Below are 15,583 nucleotides of genomic sequence, written 5' to 3'. Positions count from 1 at the left end.
GCCGTCAGCGGGGCGTCGGTGGGGTGGGGGTGTTCGGCGGTACGGGAGAAGGCGGTCAACGTGTCACCGTTGTCGGCGCGGGCCAGTTCCTCGTCCATGTCGGGCATCGTGCTCGGCTTCTCATCACGCGTCCAGGGTGGCGAGGGGCGTCGGTCTTGGAGATGGTCCCTAAAGTTCCCTATTGCGTCTCAGTTAGAGTATGTTAGGTAGCGATGGATGACAAGATGTACTCGGTTGAGGAGGTCGCGGACCTTCTCGGGCTTCATGTGCGGACGGTGCGGCGGTACATCCGGGAGGGGCGGCTCAAGGCCGTCCGGATCGGCAAGCAGTACCGGATCGGGCGCGACGACCTGGAGGAGCTGACCGGTAGGCCGGAGCCCGGCGGACGGTCCGGTGCGCGGGTCGAAGTGTCGAGCATCGTGCAGGTCGACGGTGTCGACCGGCATATGGCGGATCGGCTCGGCACGCTGGTGGTGAGCGCCGCGCAGGGCGGGCCCGACCCCGGGCAGCCGGTGCACATCCAGGTCGTCCATGACGAGAAAGGGCAGCGCTTGAAGGTCGTGCTGCTCGGCGGTGCCGCGGCCACGGCCGAGGTGCTGCAGTTGATCGACGCCGTGCTCGGGGAGGGCGGCGTGCTCGGACGGGAGGCAGGCGATGACTGATGTGGTACAGGAGCGGGCCGGAGTCCAGGTGCTGGTGTGCGATCCGGACGGTCCGCTGATCGCGACGATGGAGGACGGGCTCGACCTGGTCGGCGCGACCTACCTCGGCGCCGAGGTCGTGGCGGTGCCCGCGGACCGGCTGGACGAGCGCTTCTTCTCGCTGGGCACCCGTTTCGCGGGCGACCTCATGCAGAAGTTCGTCCAGTACGGGGTGAAGCTGGCGGTCGTCGGCGACATCTCCGCGCATATGGCGGAGAGTTCGGCACTGCGTGCGCTGGTCCGGGAGTCGAACCGGGCGGGTCACGTGTGGTTCGTCCCGGACCTGGAGGCGCTCGACGCGCGGCTGGCGGGGACGCCATGAGCGTGATCTACAAGTCGGAGGCCGGGAGGAGCGAGCTGCTCGGCCACTACCGGCGGGCGCTCGACGCCTGGCCCGTGCCCGCCGAGCAGGTCACGGTGCCGACTCGCGAGGGCGAGACCTTCGTGCTGGTCTCGGGGCCGCCGGACGCGCCGCCCCTGGTGCTGCTGCACGGCTCGGGCGCGAACGCGGTCATGTGGCGGGACGACGTCGCGGTGTGGTCGCGGAACTTCCGCACCTATGCCGTGGACCTCGTCGGCGAACCGGGGCTGAGCGCGCCCTCGCGTCCCGTGCTGGGTTCCGATGCCGTCGCGCTGTGGCTGGACGACGTGCTCGACGGGCTCGGGGTCGCGGACGCCGCGGTCGTCGGCGCGTCCCTCGGCGGGTGGACGGCCCTCGACTACGCGATCCGGCGGCCGGAACGCGTGACCCGCCTGGCGCTGCTGTGCCCCGGCGGGGTGGGGCGGCAGAAGATCGGCTGGGTGTTCAAGACCCTGGCGGCGCGGCTGGTCGGGCGCGGCGGGCTGCGGGAGTCGGCGATGACCGTCACGGGCCTTGGTGACAGTGAGGTCCTCGACGGCGTCGTCCTGACGTTCACGCACTTCAACCCGCGCAGGGAGAAGCTTCCGGTGTTCCCCGGCGACGCGCTTCGCGGCCTCCGCATGCCGGTGCTCGTGATCGTCGGCGGACGGGACGCCATGTTCGACTCGCGGCAGACCGCGCGGCGTGTTCACGAGTGCGTTCCGCAGTCGACGGTGAAGCTGCTGCCGGAGGTCGGCCACGCCATCTTCGGGCAGGCCGCGACGATCGAGGAGTTCCTTCGGCGGTGACGCCGCCGGTGCCGGTCAGGTGTCGCGGTCGCGGTCGCGAGCGGCGAGGCGGCGGGCCAGTTCGTCGCGTTCGCGCGTCAGTTCGGCCACCTCGTGCTGGAGTTCGAAGATGCGGCGGATGGCGGGCAGGGTCATGCCCTCGCCCATCATGGTGACGACCTCCTGGATGCGGCCGATCTCGCGGCGGCTGTAGCGGCGCTGCCCGCCGGCGGAACGTTCCGGTGAGACGACGTGGTGGTCGTCGATGCGGCGCAGGAACGCCTGCTGGACGTCCAGCATCTGCGCGACCTGGCCCACGGTGAACAGGGCGGCGCGCTCGTCGTCGAACGGCAGGCTCATGGGGGTTCCTCCTCGTGCCGTCACGCCGCCGGGTGGCCCCGGCCCGCGCGGGGGGTGTCGCGGGTCCGGGGCCGCGTCCGCATCCGTGCGGTCAGCTCTTGATCGCCTTCCGTCCGTCGCCCGTCCGCTGGACGGCGACCTTGCGCGGCCTCGCCTTCTCCAGGACGGGGATGCGGACCGCCAGGACGCCGTTGTCGTAGGCCGCGTCGATGCCCTCGGAGTCCAGGTGCTCCGACAGGTAGACCCGGCGGGTGAACGAGCCCATCGGGCGCTCGCGGACGAACGCGCGCTCGTCCTCGCCGAACTCCTCCTCGCGGCGCGCGGTCACCGACAGGACGCCGCGGTCCACGGTGACCTCGATCGAGCCCGGGTCGATGCCCGGCAGGTCGAACCGCAGGACGACGTCGTCGGCGCGGCGGACGCCGTCCATCGGCATGCCGGTCCCACTGCCGGCCCCGCTGACCTGGCGGATCGCCCGATCGAACTGACGCTCGAACTCCTGCACGAACGGGTCGATCGACGTCAGCAACATGACCATCACCTCCGAAGACCCTCGGCGCCCACCCTGGCGCCGACTACCTGTTCCTCGTGCTAGAGGAAACCTGCAACTCCATATATAGGTTTCCTCTCACTCGGTGTCAAGGGGCTGCTGGTGCGGCCACCGTTCGCGAGCCGGCGGGTCAGTGGGGCGGGTCGACCGTCTGGGCGAGGCGCTTGGGGGCTGACAGGCGCCAAGCCTCCGTCACCAGTTCCACCAGTTCGCCCGGGTCGACCCTGCTGAGGTCAATCGAGAGCCACGCGAAGCGGCCGCTGGCCCACGAAGGGGAGAAGACGTCCGGGGACTCGGCTATCAGTGCGGCCTGCTCGGCGCGGGTGGCCTTGAGCATGGCGGTCTCGTCGGCTTCGTTGAGGTAGCCGAAGCCCTTGCCGCGCACCTTGAAGGCGGTCATGCCGCCGAAGGACTCGTTCTCGGTCACCTCGGGCAGGCTGTGGGCCGTCTTCAGGAAGTCGTCAACGCTCACCCCCGAAGATCTACCAGCCGGGTCGGACGGTTCACTTCTCCGCGGTCCTCACGGTTCGGGCTTGGCCGCGCCTCGGGATCTGGCCCGGAACGCGGTCGGCGGCATCCCCGTCCGCTGCTGGAAGAACGCGCTGAACGACGTCGGGTAAGCGAACCCCAGGCGGTCGGCTATCGCGGACGGCGCCAGGTCGGTATGGGACAGCAGCCGCTTGGCCTCCAGCAGGATCTGGTCGTCGATGAAGCGTTTGGCGCCGCAGCCCGTCGCCGCCCGGGTGGCGCGGGTGAGGGTCCGGACGCTGTAGCCGAGGCGGGCCGCGTAGTCGGCGACGCGGTGGCTCGCCGAGAGGTCCTGGTCGACGGCCTGCTGGAAGCGCAGGAAGACCTCGTTGGCGGTGGCCGGGTCGCCGGGCCCGCCGTTCAGATGGGTGAGGCGCAGCAGGATGACGCCGAGCAGATGCCGCAGGACGTCGATGTGCGCTTCCAGAGGGAGGTCGGCGAGGCTGTCGGCCTCGTCCTCCAGGAGGCGGAGCGTCCCGTCGAGCGCGGCCTTCTGCGCCCCGACCGGGGTCAGCGGACGGTGGTGGACGCGCAGGTCGAGCCCGACGGCCTCGCGGGTGGCGGCGTCCGGGAAGTCGGAGGTGAACAGCACGACGGTCGCCTCGGCCTGCGTGAGGTCGCCCATGTAGCGGTGGATCTGGCCGGGCCGCATCCAGAACCAGCTCCCGGCCGGCACCCGGTACTCGTTGAAGTCGACCGAGCAGCGCACCGTCCCCGCCTTCACGGCGATGAACTCGTGGAACACCGGCCGCCGCGGGGCGTAGATCTCCACCTCGTGGCCGCGGGCGCGCGCCATGAGGCGGGGCAGGTCGAGGACCTCGACGCCCGGCGGCGCGCCCGCCGCGGGGCGGTACGGGATGTGCGGAATATCCGCCCGTAGAGGTTGTCCGTTTTTCTTCATCCGCTGTCCTCGATCTATGACGGCGATTATCCGCCGTCGCCATAGCGTGAGTCGCGGCGCCGGACAGGCGTGACCGAAATCTCAGAGGAGTGGACGGCCATGCGGCTCATCGTCGGAATGACGGGTGCGACGGGTGCGGTGCTGGGCGTCCGGCTGCTGGAGAACCTGGCCCGGCTCCCGGACGTCGAGACCCACCTGGTCCTGTCGCGGTGGGCGCGGGCGACCGTCGAACTGGAGACCGGGCTGTCGGCGCGGGAGGTCGGCGCGCTCGCCGACGCGGTGTACTCGCCCGACGACCAGGGCGCGGCGATCTCGTCCGGCTCCTTCCGAACGGACGGGATGGTCATCGCCCCCTGCTCCATGAAGACGCTGGCCGCCATCCGGGCCGGTTACGCGGAGGGGCTCGTGGCCCGCGCCGCCGACGTGGTGCTGAAGGAGCGGCGCCGGCTGGTCCTCGTCCCGCGCGAGACGCCGCTCAGCGAGATCCACCTGGAGAACATGCTCGCGCTGGCCCGCATGGGGGTGCAGATGGTGCCGCCGATGCCCGCCTTCTACAACCACCCGGAAACGATCGACGACATCGTCGACCACATCACCGCCCGGGTGCTGGACCAGTTCGACCTGCCGGCGCCCGCCCGCCGCTGGGACGGAATGCGCGCCGCCCGTGAAAGGAACCACCACCATGCCCTTTGACGATCTGCGGAGTTTCCTGGACGCCCTCGACAAGGAGGGGCAACTGCTGCGCATCACCGACCAGGTGATGCCCGAACCCGATATCGCGGCCGCCGCCAACGCCGCCTGCCGGATGGGCGACGACGCCCCGGCCCTGTACTTCGACAATGTCGCGGGATTCACCAGTGCGCGCATCGCCATGAACGTCCACGGGTCGTGGGCCAACCACGCGCTCTCGCTCGGCCTCCCCAAGGGGACGGGCGTGAAGGAGCAGGTCAACGAGTTCAGCCGCCGCTGGGACACCTTCCCCGTCGCGCCGGAATGGCGCGAGAACCCGCCGTGGGCGGAGAACGTCATGGACGGCGACGACGTCGACATCTTCAAGGTGCTACCGCTCGTCCGGCTGAACGACGGCGACGGCGGTTTCTACATCGACAAGGCCGCGGTCGTCTCGAAGGACCCCGAGGACCCGGACAACAGCGGCAAGCAGAATGTCGGCATCTACCGCATCCAGGTGAAGGGGAAGCGCAGGCTCGCGCTCCAGCCCGTCCCCATGCACGACATCGCGCTGCAACTCCGAAAGGCGGAGGAGGCCGGCGAGGATCTGCCGATCGCCATCACCATCGGCAACGACCCCGTCATCTCCATCGCCGCGTCCACCCCGATGCGCTACGACGAGAACGAGTACGAACTGGCCGGTGCGCTGCGCGGGGCACCCGCCCCGATCGCCGAGGCGCCGCTGACCGGGCTGCCCGTGCCGTGGGGGTCCGAGGTGGTGGTCGAGGGCGTCATCGAGGGCCGCCAGCGCGAGATCGAGGGCCCGTTCGGCGAGTTCACCGGGCACTACTCCGGCGGACGCAACATGACCGTCATCCGCGTCGACCGGATCTCCTACCGCACCGACCCGATCTTCGAGCACCTCTACATCGGCATGCCGTGGACCGAGGTCGACTACCTGATCGCGGCCAACACCTGCGTCCCGCTGTACCAGCAGCTCAAGGCCGAGTTCCCGGAGGTGCAGGCGGTCAACGCCATGTACACGCACGGGCTCGTCGTCATCGTCTCCACCGCCAAGCGCTACGGCGGTTTCGCGAAGGCCGTCGGGATGCGCGTGCTCAGCACCCCGCACGGGCTCGGCTACGCCGCCACGGTCATCGTCGTGGACGAGGACGTCGACCCGTTCGACCTCCCGCAGGTCCTGTGGGCGGTGTCGACGAAGATGAACCCGGCCGGCGACCTGATCCAGGTGCCCAACATGCCGGTGCTGGGTCTCGCACCGCAGGCCACGACGCCCGGCATCACCGACAAGCTCGTCATCGACGCCACCACGCCGGTCGCCCCCGACGGCCGCGGCAACTACGGGAACCAGGTCCGCGACCTGCCGGAGGCCGCCGAATGGCTGGTCCGCCTCCGCGCCCTCGCCGCCGGCCGCTGACCCACCGGCCGGCGCCCCGCCCGCCGCTGAAAGGAGCCCGACATGATCTGCCCGCGTTGCGCGCACGAGGCGATCGAGATGCTGTTCGCCTCGCCCGTCCCCGGCGTGTGGGAGGTGCTCCAGTGCGAGCGCTGCCTGTACTGCTGGCGCACCACCGAGCCCGACCGCCGCACCCGCCGCGACCGCTTCCCCGACGCGTTCAAGCTGACCGCCGAGGACATCGCGTCCGCCCCGGAGGTGCCGGCGATCCCGCCGCTGAGGGGCCGGTGAACGACGCGGTCCGGGACGCGCTGGCGGCCTGCACCGTCCTCAACCTCGCCTACGCGGACGAGGACGGCCCGCAGGTCTGCGCGGTCTTCTTCGCCCCCGCGCCCGACGGGTCCCCGGTGTTCGTCAGCTCGCGGTCGACCCGGCACGGCCGCGCCCTGGCGTCCGACCCCGCCGGCGTGCGCGTGGCCTTCACCGTCCAGGACGACGACCAGGACTGGCGGACGCTGCGCGGCGTCCAGGGCCGCGGCGTCTGCCACCGCCTGACCGGCACCGACCTGGACGCCGCCCGAGCCACCTACGCCGCCCGCTTCCCCTTCGTGGCGGACGACGGCCGACTCGCCCGCGCGCTCGTCTCGGCCGACCATTGGCGCATCCGCCCGACCTGGCTCCGCCTCATCGACAACTCCCGGGGTTTCGGCCACAAGACCGAATGGCCGTAGGCCGATCACCGGGCGGCCGTTTCCGGCTTATCGCGGCGGGCCGGGAAACAGCAACCGGGGCCACCGCCCGGATAGGCGGGACGTTGGTCCCCCTGATCACGGACCGAACGGACCTACGGCCGCGGAACGGACTGGAGTTGAGTGAGGAGTGCAAGAACCGGCGATGTGATGGAAGGTGAGACGGCGATGGCAGTCTCCGAGCACAAGACGCACACGGGACGCGGCACCCTGATCCGGGTGGTGGCTCCCAAGCCGCTGACCGAGACGCCCGCCGCCCGCTACATCTGGGCCGCGGCCCGGCTGGCGCTGGGCTGGATCTTCGCGTGGGCGTTCGTGGACAAGCTGTTCGGGCTGGGCCACGAGACTCCGGCGGGCAAGGGCTGGCTGGACGGCGGCAGCCCGACCGAGGGGTTCCTGGCGCACGCGCCCAAGGGCCCGTTCGCGGGGTTCTACAACGACCTGGCCGGGGCCGCGTGGGCGGACTGGCTGTTCATGATCGGGCTGGCCGGGGTCGGCGCGGCGCTGATCCTGGGCATCGGGATGCGGGTCGCGGCCGCCGGCGGCGCGGCGCTGCTGGTCCTGATGTGGACCGCGGTCCTGCCCCCCGAGAACAACCTGTTCATGGACGACCACATCGTCTACGCGCTCCTGATCGTCGGGCTGGCCCTGGTCAGCGCCGGCGACACCCTGGGCCTCGGCCGCTGGTGGAGCAAGACCCGCCTCGTCGAAAGGCTCCCGTTCCTCAAGTGACCGAATGACCCCGATCGGAGAGGCGCCCGCCACGGCGGGCGCCTTTTCCTGTCGTTTCAGTCTTTCTTGACCTTGTCGGCGCGCAGAGGTGTGATATCCGGCTGACGGGTAGCCCTATCGATGATTCCGCCCGGTCGTGATCGACCGCCGGTTCGTTGGAGGGGTGACCGAATGACGGCTGATACGGGCGTGGGGACGATCACCACGCGGGTCCCGGCGCGCCTGGACCGGCTGCCCTGGTCGCGTTTCCACTGGATGGTCGTCGTCGGCCTCGGGACGGTGTGGATCCTCGACGGCCTCGAGGTCACCATCGTCGGGGCCGTCGCGGCGCGGCTGACGGAGCCGGGCAGCGGCATCGCGATGACCCCCGGCGACATCGGGCTCGCGGCGGCGATCTACGTCACCGGCGCCTGCCTCGGCGCGCTGTTCTTCGGGCAGCTCACCGACCGGTTCGGCCGCAAGAGGCTGTTCATCCTCACGCTGGGCGTCTACATCCTCGCCACGGTGGCGACCGCGTTCGCGTTCGCGCCCTGGTACTTCTTCGCGTGCCGGTTCGTCACCGGCATGGGCATCGGCGGCGAGTACGCGGCGATCAACTCGGCGATCGACGAGCTGATCCCGGCCCGCGCCCGCGGCCGCGTCGACCTCGCGATCAACGGCAGCTACTGGGTGGGGTCGGCGCTCGGCAGCCTCGCCGCGGTGCTCCTGCTGAACACCGCGTTCTTCCCCACGGACATGGGCTGGCGGTACGCGTTCGGGCTGGGCGCCGTCCTCGGCCTCACGATCATGCTCGTCCGGCGGCACGTCCCGGAGAGCCCGCGCTGGCTGTTCATCCACGGGCGCGAGGAGGACGCCGAGCGGATCGTCGACGGCATCGAGCGGGAGGTCCGCGACGAGACCGACCACGACCTCGGGGAGCCGGGCGAGAGCATCACGGTGCGGCAGCGCAAGGCCATCCCGTTCCGGGAGATCGCCCAGGTCGCGGTCAAGATCTATCCGAAGCGGGCGACGCTCGGGTTCGCGCTGTTCGTCGGGCAGGCGTTCCTGTACAACGCGGTGACGTTCGACCTCGGCACGATCCTCAGCAAGTACTTCGCCGTGGCGTCCGGGAACGTGCCCTACTTCCTCGTCCTGTTCGCGATCGGCAACTTCCTCGGCCCGCTGCTGCTCGGGCGGATGTTCGACACCGTCGGCCGAAAACCGATGATCTCCGGGACGTACTTCGTCTCGGCCGCGCTGACCGTCCTGCTGGGCGTCTTCCTGACGACCGAGGCGCTGTCGACCTGGACGTTCATCCTGCTGGTCTGCGTGACGTTCTTCTTCGCCTCGGCGGGTGCCAGCTCCGCGTACCTGACGGTCAGCGAGATCTTCCCGATGGAGACCCGGGCGCTCGCCATCGCGTTCTTCTACGCGATCGGGACCGCGGTCGGCGGCATCTCCGGGCCGCTGCTGTTCGGCAGCTTCATCGACAGCGGCATGGTGAGCAAGGTCGCGATCGGGTTCTTCATCGGCGCCGTGATCATGGCGCTCGGCGGCATCGCCGAGCTGCTCTTCGGCGTCCGCGCCGAGCAGGCGTCGCTGGAGAACATCGCCAAGCCGCTCACCGCCCACGAGGCCGAGGAGGAAGAGGGCGCGGAGCCGGCCGGGAAGGCCGCGGGCGGCGGGCCGGAGCGCCGCGCGGCGCTGGAGGCCCGGCGGCACGCCGAGGAGGCGCGGGCGCGCGCCGCCGAGCACCGCGCCGTCGTCCACGAGCTGACGCCGCGCGCGGAGGAGGAGGGCGGCGACGTCCGTGAACGGCTGCGCGTCGAGGGGGTCCTCGCGCAGATCGCCGAGTGGGACGCCGAGCGCCTCGCGGAGGAGGCGACCGCCCACGACGAGCGCGCCGCCGCCGAGCAGGCCGGGCACGCCGGGAACGACGCCGAGCGCGCGAGCGCCCTGGACCGGGCCGCGGCGGCGGACGAGCGGGCCCGCGCGCTGCGGGAGCGCGCGGAGGCGCTGTCCGCCGACAACCCCGAGGACGCCGAGCTGCACGCGGCTCTCGCGGAGGCGGCGACCGAGCGCGCGCGGGCCGGTGAGCAGCGCGCGATGGCCGCGGAGGCCCGCGCCCGCGCCGAGGGGCTCGACGGGACCGAGGCCGAGATCGCCCTCGACCAGGCCGAGACCTACGACGCATGGGAGCACATGCACACCGAGCTGGCGCTCGCGCACGCGTCCCGCGCCCGGCACGACGACGAGGCCGCGGCGGAGCACGAGCGGCAGGCGGGCGTCCACCGGATGCGCGCCGAGTCCGCCGCCGACCGGATGGAGGCCGCGCAGCACCGCTCCGCCGCGCGGTCGCTGGCGGCCGAGTCGGGCTCCATCGAGCAGGCGGACCGCGAGCGCGCCGAGGCGGCGGAACGGGAGCGGGCGGCGCGCGAACGCGACGCCCGCATCCGCGAGCGCGTGCTGCGCCGCGAGCGGGAGGAGCGCACCGGGCTGCGCCGGTTCCGCCCCGGCCCGGGGCGCGCGTTCTACTCGCCGACCATGATGACCGGGTGGACGACCGACTGGGCGTCCGGCGCGGACCTCGCTCTCGACCGCGAGGTCAACACCATCGCGCAGGCGCTGGTCGAGCACGGGCCGACGCCCCGGACCCGGCTCGCCGAGATGGTCGGCGCACGCTACTGGGGGCCGGGGCGGTTCCGCGCCGCGCTGCGCGAGGCCGTCCACGAGGGACGGGCCAGGCCGCTCGCGCGCAACCGGTACGGGCCGCCCGAGACCAACGGCGACGCGAACCCGGTGGTGTGACGTGACGCTGGCCTGCCGGATCTTCGGACATGACTACGCCTTCACCGCCGAGGGCACGACGATGCGCTGGTCGTGCGTGCGCGAATGCGGGGCCGGAGGCTCGAAGGAGTACGGCACCGCGTCCCAGGCGGCGCGGTACGCGCGCGCGTTCGACCGGAAGGACACCGACGACCTGGGACGCCGCGCGCCGTTCCTCGGCCTGTTCCCGCTGCGCATGGCCCGCGCGCTGAAGGAGCGCGTGAAACGCGACGAGGCGAGGCGCGATCAGACGTCGGGGCGGCGTCAGGCCTGAGTGAACGTGTGGCTCTGGCCGGGCTCGACGTAGGTCGTCTGGTCGCCGAAGCCCCGGCGCTCCATCTCGCGGCGGAACTCGTCCAGAGGCGAGCTGAACACGCCGTAGTCGTTGTAGTGGACGGGGACCGCTCGTCCAGGGCGGATCGTCTCGAACAGGTCGGCGCCCTGCACGCCGTCCATCGTGACGATGATGCCGCCGGGCAGCTTGGTGCCGCCCAAGTGCAGGATGGCGAGATCGATGTTCCGGTTGCGGCGCGCGATCTGGTGGATCTCGTCGTACATCAGCGTGTCGCCGGTGATGTAGAGCCGGTACTGCACCTCACCGGTGGCCGGGCCGAACTCCAGCAGGCTGCCCATCACCGGGGGCAGCAGCATGCGGGCCGGGCCGGGCGCGTGCCGTCCGGGCATCGAGGTGATCCGCAGCATGGCGCCGTCCTTGACCATCGTGTGCGACTCCCAGGTGCGCAGCCCGACCGCGTGCCGGAACCGGTGCCAGCCCTGCAGCCGGCGGGCCGCGTGCGGCGTCGTGACGATCGGCAGGCCCCGGTCGAGCTTCGCGCGCGCGACCCGGTCCCAGTGGTCGCCGTGCAGGTGGGACAGGACGACGGCGTCCAGGCGCGGCAGGTCCTCGATGCGCAGCGCGGGCTCGGTCAGCCGCTTGGACGAGAGCCCGAAGCCCAGATAGGCGCGCTCCCCGCGGTGCAGGAAGTTGGGATCGGTCAGCAGCGTGAACGGCCCGCAGCGCAGCAGCGCGGTGGCGTTGCCGATGAACTGCATCGTGACCTGCCGCAGCGCGAGTTCCGGTGCGGTCTTCATGCTCGTTCCCCCCTGAGTCGCCCGGATGTGCTCTGACGACCCGTGATGCCCCGGGGGAGGGCGCCGAACCCTGCCGCTAGCCGATGTTGAGATCGCCCTGGACGTCCCGGAGCTGGACGACCCTCTCGGCCCTGCCGGTGAAGACGTTGACGACGCCGTCGCCGGTCGCGCTCGCGTTCGTGTGGGCCTGCTGCCAGATCGTTTCGAGCTCGGCGCGGAAGGCGGGATCCTCGTCCAGGAGCCGTCGCACGACCCCTTCGAGCACCTCGGGCCGCTCCGGGTGCTCGGCCGCCGCCCGCGCGAGTGCCGCCTCGTCGGCCGGACGTCCGCGGAACCGCTCCCGGACCCGCCGGCAGAGCTCCGCGACGGCGGCGCGGACCGGTTCACCGGCGACCTCGACGGCCTTGCCGGCCATGGCGGTGGCGATGGCGACGGTCATGGGATCTGTCATGGCGGACAGTGCATCACGCGTTGGGGGCCATTGACCAGGCATTGACTTTTCTTGCATGGCGCCGAGTTGCGACTGTGCCGCTTGAGGCGGACGTGGTTTCCATTGAGCCGATATTCCATGTGCCCCGCGATGGGGGAGTAGGTCACCATTTGCCGAGGCAGGGCGGGCCGCGGAGACGTGATCGTCTTGCCGCGGCCGGGGTGCCGGGTTATGTTGACCCGGAGTCGAAGTTCCCTGCCCGTGCGGAGTGGCTCCCTTGACCGAAGGCGATACCGGGGAATGGCGGACGGGAACACCGTCATTGCGCAATGAGGTCGCCGCGGACGTGTCCGGTTCGGTCGTCCAGGCGGGCATCGTGCACGGCGGCATTCACCTGCGGACCACCGCCCCCGGCAGCGGGTATCCGGCGGTGCCCGCGCAGCTGCCCGCGTCCCGTCCCTACTTCACCGACCGCGTCCGCGAGATGGGCGTCCTCGGCCGGCTGAGCGACTCCGTCCGGGACGGCGGAACGCCCGGGATCATGGTGATCAGCGGCGTCGGCGGCGTCGGGAAGACCTCGGTGGCGCTGGCCTGGCTGCACGCCGCCGCGGACGGGTTCACCGACGGCCAGCTCTACGCCGACCTGCGCGGATTCTCCGCGGGGGCGCCCGCGCCGCCGAGCGAATCCCTCGGCCGCTTCCTGCGGGCGCTCGGCATGGCCCCCGAGGCGGTGCCCGCCGACGTCGACGAGCAGGCCGCGCTCTACCGCAGCATCACCGCGGGCAAGCAGCTGATCATCATGCTGGACGACGCCGCGTCCGCGGCCCAGGTGCGCCCGCTGCTGCCGGGGCGCGGCCCGTCCATGGTGGCGGTGACGTCCCGGCGGCGGCTGCCCGGCCTCGCGGTCGACGGCGCGTCGTTCCTGCCGCTCGACCCGCTGGACGAGGACGGCGCCGTCGAGCTGCTCGACCGGATGCTCGGCAGCGGCCGGACGGGCGCCGAACCGCAGGCCGTCCGGTCGCTGGCGACGCTGTGCGGGCGGCTCCCGCTGGCGCTGTGCACGTCCGCGGCACGGCTCGCGACGCGCGGGCACTGGCGCATCGAGCGCCTCGTCGGCGAACTGGCCGACGAGCGGAACCGGCTGGCCGTCCTCGGCGAGGAGGATCTGTCCGTGCAGGCCGTCTTCGACGTCACCTACCGCGACCTGCCGCCGTCCGCGGCACGGCTGTACCGGCTGCTCAGCGTCCACCCGAACGGCCGGTTCGCGGCCCCGGCCGTGGCCGCGCTCGCCGGCGGCGACCCCGCACACGACCTGGACGTCCTCATCGACGCCAACCTCGTGGACGCCGCCCCCGACGGCACGTTCCGCTTCCACGACCTGGCCCACCTGCACGCCCGGACGGTGGCGGAACCGGACGCCGAACGGCCGAGCGCCTTCCAGCGCCTGCTCGACCATTACCTGCGCATGGCCGTCGCCGCCGACCGCGTCATCATCCCCGACCGGTGGCATCTGGGGCGGGAGTACGACCGTCCACCCGTCGTCTCGTTTCCGGGCACGGTCGAGGCGATCGGCTGGCTGGAGGGCATGCTCCCCACCTTGCGTGACATGGTCGCCGAGGCGCACAAGTGCGGCCTCCATCGCGAGACGTGGGAGTTGTGCGAGGCACTGTGGGGCGTCGTGGTGTTCCGCAAGCATTACGCGGTCTGGATCGAGACCCACGAAACGGGTCTCGCGTCCGCGACCGCACTCGGCGACCCCCTGGCCCGTGCGCGGATGCTGGAGGCACTGGCGTCCGCGCGGCTGAACCTGGGGGAGTTCACCGAGGCGGCCCGGCTTAGCCTTGAGGCGCTCGCCCTGGAACAGGCCGCGGGCCACACCGATGGTGAAGCAGCGGCCTTGGAGCGCCTCGGCGTCGCGCAACTCGCGCAGGACCAGCTCGGCGAGGCCATCGAGACGTTCACTCGCGCCCTCGAAGTGAGCAGGCGTGCCTCAGCGGACCCGGCGCGCGGCGTGGCGATGATGACGCGCCGGCTGGGCGAGACGCTCCTCCGCGATGGCCGTCCCGCCGAGGCGGTCGAGCACCTGCACGCGGCCCGGGACTTCTTCGCGGGACGCGGCGACGACTACAACCTGGCCCGGACGCTCACCGCCCTGGCCGGCGCACTCATCGACACCGGCCGCGACGCCGACGCGGGCGATGCCCTCGACACCGCCCGCGACGCCGCCGTCCGCGTGGACGCGCGGCACTCCCTGGCGACCGTCCACGTCACGCGCGCCCGTCTCGCGGCCCGCCGGGACGACACGTCCGCCGAACGCGAGCACCTCGAACAAGCCGCCGCCATCTATGCGGAACTGGGCTCCTACCAGGCCCGGGCGATCCGGGACCGGCTCCAGGGCAGGTAGGCGCACCGAGCCTCCGCCCGGCCACCAGCCGGACATGCGCAACCGACGCGGCCCACACCGCCGCGGACGGCGGCCCGGCGACCACGACCTCCCGCTCCCCCCGCGCCCTGATGACGCACCGCTCCGGCTCGACCGCACACGCGACCAGCCCATGGAACTCCACCGGCCGATGCTCCGCACGGTGAACGAGCACGTCGGCGACCGGTGCCCACGGATGGTCCGCACCCTCCACCACGAGATGCTCGTCCACCAGATGCTCCGGCGAAGGCCCGTCATCATCGGCCGGCCGCCGGCTCAGTACCAGCCGACCGGAGCGAGACCAGACCCGCACCACCCACGCGCCGCTCATGTCGTCCGGCTCCCGATCGGCTCGGGCAGCGGGGGAGGCTCCGTCTCCGGACGCTCGGCGGGCTCCGCGAGACCCATCAGCGCGTACATCTCCCGGCGCAGCAGGACGGCCGCCCGCCCCGGCTCCGAGGTCAGCCGCCCCCGCAGCTCCACCGCCGCCGGACGGCCCATCGCGCACCGCACCTGATCCAGCAGCGGCCGCTCCGGCACCAGGTGCGGGACGCGCCGCCCCAGCAGATCACTGAGCGATCCGGGCAGGACGTCCCCCTCCGGGAACGTTCCGAGCAGGACCGGAACACCCGCGGCGGCCGCGTACACGGACACGGACCCGTGATCGCCGATCACGAGGTCGGCCGCCGCGATCGCGGCCCGCCACCCCTCCTCGAACGGCAGCAGCCCGGCCCCGAGCCGCAGGCAGTCGTCGAACCAGGCGCGCAACTGCCGGAAACCGTGGAAACCCCACGTCACCGGGTGGACGGCCACCACGATGCGGTACTCGTCCGGCAACTCGGCCACGAGCCGCCTGACCAGGTCGCGATGCCGTCCGAGCAGCGCCTGCGGCCCCCACGTCGAGGACACCACCACCAGACGCCGCCCGTCCCCGACCCCGAACGCGTCCCGGTACCGCTCCCGCAACCGGAGCCCGGCGGCAAGTCGATCGAACGCCGGATCGCCGACGATCCGCACAACGGGCAGCGCCTCCGGACAGACCCGCGCCAGCGTGCGCCGATGGTCCCGATGCGCCAGCGCGAGCACCGACGGGACGACC

The 15,583-nt window shown here is 72.0% G+C and carries 17 protein-coding genes and 1 pseudogene; 11 read left to right on the top strand and 7 right to left on the bottom strand.

Annotated elements, in window-relative coordinates; genetic code table 11:
- Window positions 1–212 precede the first annotated feature (212 nt).
- From E1284_RS29405 to E1284_RS29395, 3 genes are read left to right on the top strand one after another with little or no spacing between them, the layout of a single operon-like run.
- Entirely contained in the window at window positions 213–662 is a 450-nt protein-coding gene (locus E1284_RS29405; protein WP_207924020.1) for a helix-turn-helix domain-containing protein, read from the top strand.
- Window positions 655–1,023 carry a DUF4180 domain-containing protein gene (locus E1284_RS29400; RefSeq protein ID WP_131943409.1) on the top strand — a complete coding sequence of 123 codons (369 nt, stop codon included), beginning with the start codon at window positions 655–657 and terminating at the stop codon, window positions 1,021–1,023. Before E1284_RS29405 ends, E1284_RS29400 begins: the two co-directional genes overlap by 8 nt.
- A complete protein-coding gene (locus E1284_RS29395) occupies window positions 1,020–1,850 on the top strand; it encodes an alpha/beta fold hydrolase (protein ID WP_131943408.1) in 831 nt (276 codons plus the stop codon). Before E1284_RS29400 ends, E1284_RS29395 begins: the two co-directional genes overlap by 4 nt.
- 15 nt (window positions 1,851–1,865) lie before the next feature.
- On the opposite strand, the gene E1284_RS29390 is transcribed toward E1284_RS29395, so the two are convergent.
- The 4 genes from E1284_RS29390 to E1284_RS29375 all read right to left on the bottom strand — a co-directional run bounded on the left by E1284_RS29390 (window position 1,866) and on the right by E1284_RS29375 (window position 4,168).
- Window positions 1,866–2,189 (bottom strand): helix-turn-helix domain-containing protein, encoded by a 324-nt coding sequence (locus E1284_RS29390; protein ID WP_131943407.1) that lies wholly within the window; start codon window positions 2,187–2,189, stop codon window positions 1,866–1,868.
- 91 nt (window positions 2,190–2,280) lie between these two features.
- Entirely contained in the window at window positions 2,281–2,721 is a 441-nt protein-coding gene (locus tag E1284_RS29385) for an Hsp20/alpha crystallin family protein (protein ID WP_131943406.1), read from the bottom strand.
- A 148-nt stretch (window positions 2,722–2,869) separates the two neighbouring features.
- A complete protein-coding gene (locus E1284_RS29380; protein ID WP_243714820.1) occupies window positions 2,870–3,211 on the bottom strand; it encodes an MmcQ/YjbR family DNA-binding protein in 342 nt (113 codons plus the stop codon).
- 48 nt (window positions 3,212–3,259) lie between these two features.
- Window positions 3,260–4,168 (bottom strand): AraC family transcriptional regulator, encoded by a 909-nt coding sequence (locus E1284_RS29375; protein ID WP_131943405.1) that lies wholly within the window; start codon window positions 4,166–4,168, stop codon window positions 3,260–3,262.
- A 69-nt stretch (window positions 4,169–4,237) separates the two neighbouring features.
- Between E1284_RS29375 and E1284_RS29370 the strand changes: the two genes are divergently transcribed.
- The 7 genes from E1284_RS29370 to E1284_RS29340 all read left to right on the top strand — a co-directional run bounded on the left by E1284_RS29370 (window position 4,238) and on the right by E1284_RS29340 (window position 10,814).
- Complete coding sequence (locus E1284_RS29370; protein WP_243714819.1) at window positions 4,238–4,861, top strand: non-oxidative hydroxyarylic acid decarboxylases subunit B; 624 nt, start codon at window positions 4,238–4,240, stop codon at window positions 4,859–4,861.
- Window positions 4,851–6,275, top strand: a complete 1,425-nt coding sequence (locus E1284_RS29365) for a non-oxidative hydroxyarylic acid decarboxylases subunit C (RefSeq protein ID WP_131943404.1) — start codon at window positions 4,851–4,853, stop codon at window positions 6,273–6,275. Before E1284_RS29370 ends, E1284_RS29365 begins: the two co-directional genes overlap by 11 nt.
- 42 nt (window positions 6,276–6,317) lie before the next feature.
- Entirely contained in the window at window positions 6,318–6,545 is a 228-nt protein-coding gene (locus tag E1284_RS29360; protein ID WP_131943403.1) for a non-oxidative hydroxyarylic acid decarboxylases subunit D, read from the top strand.
- Window positions 6,542–6,985 carry a pyridoxamine 5'-phosphate oxidase family protein gene (locus tag E1284_RS29355; RefSeq protein WP_131943402.1) on the top strand — a complete coding sequence of 148 codons (444 nt, stop codon included), beginning with the start codon at window positions 6,542–6,544 and terminating at the stop codon, window positions 6,983–6,985. Before E1284_RS29360 ends, E1284_RS29355 begins: the two co-directional genes overlap by 4 nt.
- Before the next feature lie 186 nt (window positions 6,986–7,171).
- Window positions 7,172–7,735 carry a DoxX family membrane protein gene (locus tag E1284_RS29350; RefSeq protein ID WP_131943401.1) on the top strand — a complete coding sequence of 188 codons (564 nt, stop codon included), beginning with the start codon at window positions 7,172–7,174 and terminating at the stop codon, window positions 7,733–7,735.
- Window positions 7,736–7,906: 171 nt separating this feature from the next.
- Window positions 7,907–10,522 carry an MFS transporter gene (locus tag E1284_RS43290; protein ID WP_243714818.1) on the top strand — a complete coding sequence of 872 codons (2,616 nt, stop codon included), beginning with the start codon at window positions 7,907–7,909 and terminating at the stop codon, window positions 10,520–10,522.
- 1 nt (window position 10,523) lies between these two features.
- Window positions 10,524–10,814, top strand: a complete 291-nt coding sequence (locus E1284_RS29340; protein WP_131943400.1) for a hypothetical protein — start codon at window positions 10,524–10,526, stop codon at window positions 10,812–10,814.
- On the opposite strand, the gene E1284_RS29335 is transcribed toward E1284_RS29340, so the two are convergent.
- Window positions 10,805–11,632, bottom strand: a complete 828-nt coding sequence (locus tag E1284_RS29335; protein ID WP_131943399.1) for an MBL fold metallo-hydrolase — start codon at window positions 11,630–11,632, stop codon at window positions 10,805–10,807. The genes E1284_RS29340 and E1284_RS29335 overlap by 10 nt on opposite strands.
- 76 nt (window positions 11,633–11,708) lie before the next feature.
- Window positions 11,709–12,083, bottom strand: coding sequence for a hypothetical protein (locus tag E1284_RS29330; protein WP_131943398.1), 375 nt, complete (start codon window positions 12,081–12,083; stop codon window positions 11,709–11,711).
- Between the two features lie 301 nt (window positions 12,084–12,384).
- Between E1284_RS29330 and E1284_RS29325 the strand changes: the two genes are divergently transcribed.
- Window positions 12,385–14,466, top strand: a complete 2,082-nt coding sequence (locus E1284_RS29325) for a tetratricopeptide repeat protein (protein WP_131943397.1) — start codon at window positions 12,385–12,387, stop codon at window positions 14,464–14,466.
- A gap of 345 nt (window positions 14,467–14,811) precedes the next feature.
- Here the strand turns inward: E1284_RS29325 and E1284_RS41875 are convergent.
- Window positions 14,812–15,583 (bottom strand): annotated as a pseudogene (locus E1284_RS41875) (polysaccharide pyruvyl transferase family protein); the annotation flags it as partial.

The sequence above is a fragment of the Actinomadura bangladeshensis genome, from assembly GCF_004348335.1.
GTDB lineage: Bacteria > Actinomycetota > Actinomycetes > Streptosporangiales > Streptosporangiaceae > Spirillospora > Spirillospora bangladeshensis.
The sequence above is the reverse complement of the archived record's forward strand: the minus strand, read 5'-3'. Positions and strand labels throughout refer to the sequence as shown.

Bases quoted from the DNA above. Each gene is read 5' to 3' on its own strand.
- E1284_RS29405 (WP_207924020.1), top strand. From the start codon at position 213: ATGGATGACAAGATGTACTCGGTTGAGGAGGTCGCGGACCTTCTCGGG.
- E1284_RS29400 (WP_131943409.1), top strand. From the start codon at position 655: ATGACTGATGTGGTACAGGAGCGGGCCGGAGTCCAGGTGCTGGTGTGC.
- E1284_RS29395 (WP_131943408.1), top strand. From the start codon at position 1,020: ATGAGCGTGATCTACAAGTCGGAGGCCGGGAGGAGCGAGCTGCTCGGC.
- E1284_RS29390 (WP_131943407.1), bottom strand. From the start codon at position 2,189: ATGAGCCTGCCGTTCGACGACGAGCGCGCCGCCCTGTTCACCGTGGGC.
- E1284_RS29385 (WP_131943406.1), bottom strand. From the start codon at position 2,721: ATGTTGCTGACGTCGATCGACCCGTTCGTGCAGGAGTTCGAGCGTCAG.
- E1284_RS29375 (WP_131943405.1), bottom strand. From the start codon at position 4,168: ATGAAGAAAAACGGACAACCTCTACGGGCGGATATTCCGCACATCCCG.
- E1284_RS29365 (WP_131943404.1), top strand. From the start codon at position 4,851: ATGCCCTTTGACGATCTGCGGAGTTTCCTGGACGCCCTCGACAAGGAG.
- E1284_RS29360 (WP_131943403.1), top strand. From the start codon at position 6,318: ATGATCTGCCCGCGTTGCGCGCACGAGGCGATCGAGATGCTGTTCGCC.
- E1284_RS29350 (WP_131943401.1), top strand. From the start codon at position 7,172: ATGGCAGTCTCCGAGCACAAGACGCACACGGGACGCGGCACCCTGATC.
- E1284_RS43290 (WP_243714818.1), top strand. From the start codon at position 7,907: ATGACGGCTGATACGGGCGTGGGGACGATCACCACGCGGGTCCCGGCG.
- E1284_RS29335 (WP_131943399.1), bottom strand. From the start codon at position 11,632: ATGAAGACCGCACCGGAACTCGCGCTGCGGCAGGTCACGATGCAGTTC.
- E1284_RS29330 (WP_131943398.1), bottom strand. From the start codon at position 12,083: ATGACAGATCCCATGACCGTCGCCATCGCCACCGCCATGGCCGGCAAG.